At 57.4% G+C, this 1783-nt stretch carries 2 rRNA genes; both read right to left on the bottom strand.

What is annotated here, in order from left to right:
• Nucleotides 1-1072, bottom strand: a 23S ribosomal RNA gene (locus AB0H32_RS48250); the annotation flags it as partial.
• A gap of 270 nt (nucleotides 1073-1342) precedes the next feature.
• Nucleotides 1343-1783: ribosomal RNA gene (locus AB0H32_RS48245) — 16S ribosomal RNA — on the bottom strand; the annotation flags it as partial.

The raw sequence follows: 1783 nt of genomic DNA, 5'->3' as shown, positions 1-1783 counted from the left end.
ACCATGGAGCTTATCCCCCACAGTCTCACTGCCACGCTCTCACTTACCGGCATTCGGAGTTTGGCTAAGGTCAGTAACCCGGTAAGGCCCATCGCCTATCCAGTGCTCTACCTCCGGCAAGAAACACGTGACGCTGCACCTAAATGCATTTCGGGGAGAACCAGCTATAACGGAGTTTGATTGGCCTTTCACCCCTAACCACAGGTCATCCCCCAGGTTTTCAACCCTGGTGGGTTCGGTCCTCCACACGGTCTTACCCGCGCTTCAACCTGCCCATGGCTAGATCACTCCGCTTCGGGTCTTGGGCATGCAACTGAAACGCCCTATTCGGACTCGCTTTCGCTACGGCTACCCCACACGGGTTAACCTCGCTACACACCGCAAACTCGCAGGCTCATTCTTCAAAAGGCACGCAGTCACGGCCCACCAGCAAGCTGGTGAACGACGCTCCCACGGCTTGTAGGCACACGGTTTCAGGTACTATTTCACTCCGCTCCCGCGGTACTTTTCACCATTCCCTCACGGTACTATCCGCTATCGGTCACTAGGGAATATTTAGGCTTAGCGGGTGGTCCCGCCAGATTCACACGGGATTTCTCGGGCCCCGTGCTACTTGGGAGTTTCTCAAGCGAGCCGTACAGATTTCGTCTACGGGGGTCTTACCCTCTACGCCGGACCTTTCGCATGTCCTTCGACTACCCATACGGTTTCTGACTCGCCGACCGGCCGGCAGACCGATCAAGAAAAATCCCACGACCCCGCTTTGGCAACCCCTGCCGGGTCTCACACCAAAACGGTTTAGCCTCATCCAGTTTCGCTCGCCACTACTCCCGGAATCACGGTTGTTTTCTCTTCCTGCGGGTACTGAGATGTTTCACTTCCCCGCGTTCCCTCCACACTGCCTATGTGTTCAGCAGCGGGTGACAGCCCATGACGACTGCCGGGTTTCCCCATTCGGACACCCCCGGATCAAAGCTCGGTTGACAGCTCCCCGGGGCCTATCGCGGTCTCCCACGTCCTTCATCGGTTCCTAGTGCCAAGGCATCCACCGTGCGCCCTTAAAAACTTGGCCACAGATGCTCGCGTCCACTGTGCAGTTCTCAAACAACGACCAGTCACACACCCTCGATGATCCAAAGGACCACCTCGAGTGAGGCCGGCATCCTAGAGGCAACTTCCGTTCCCTCAGGACCCAACAACGTGCCCGACACACCCACCAGAGACTCTGTGTTCCACGCCGAAGCAGTACTAACAGGCCCTACCGAATGTGCCGAATAGTCAACGTTCCACCCATGAGCAACCGTGCAGAACATTCGCCTGCAAGCGGCATATTGCTCCTTAGAAAGGAGGTGATCCAGCCGCACCTTCCGGTACGGCTACCTTGTTACGACTTCGTCCCAATCGCTGGTCCCACCTTCGACGGCTCCTCCCCTTACGGGTTAGGCCACCGGCTTCGGGTGTTACCGACTTTCGTGACGTGACGGGCGGTGTGTACAAGGCCCGGGAACGTATTCACCGCAGCATGCTGATCTGCGATTACTAGCAACTCCAACTTCATGGGGTCGAGTTGCAGACCCCAATCCGAACTGAGGCCGGCTTTTTGGGATTCGCTCCGCCTCGCGGCATCGCAGCCCTTTGTACCGACCATTGTAGCACGTGTGCAGCCCAAGACATAAGGGGCATGATGATTTGACGTCGTCCCCACCTTCCTCCGAGTTGACCCCGGCAGTCTCCTGTGAGTCCCCATCACCCCGAAAGGCATGCTGGCAACACAGAACAAGGG

The organism is Streptomyces sp. NPDC020362 (genome assembly GCF_040642095.1).
Taxonomy (GTDB): Bacteria; Actinomycetota; Actinomycetes; order Streptomycetales; family Streptomycetaceae; genus Streptomyces.
Note: the sequence above shows the minus strand (reverse complement) of the source record. Positions and strands in the feature narration are given on the sequence as shown.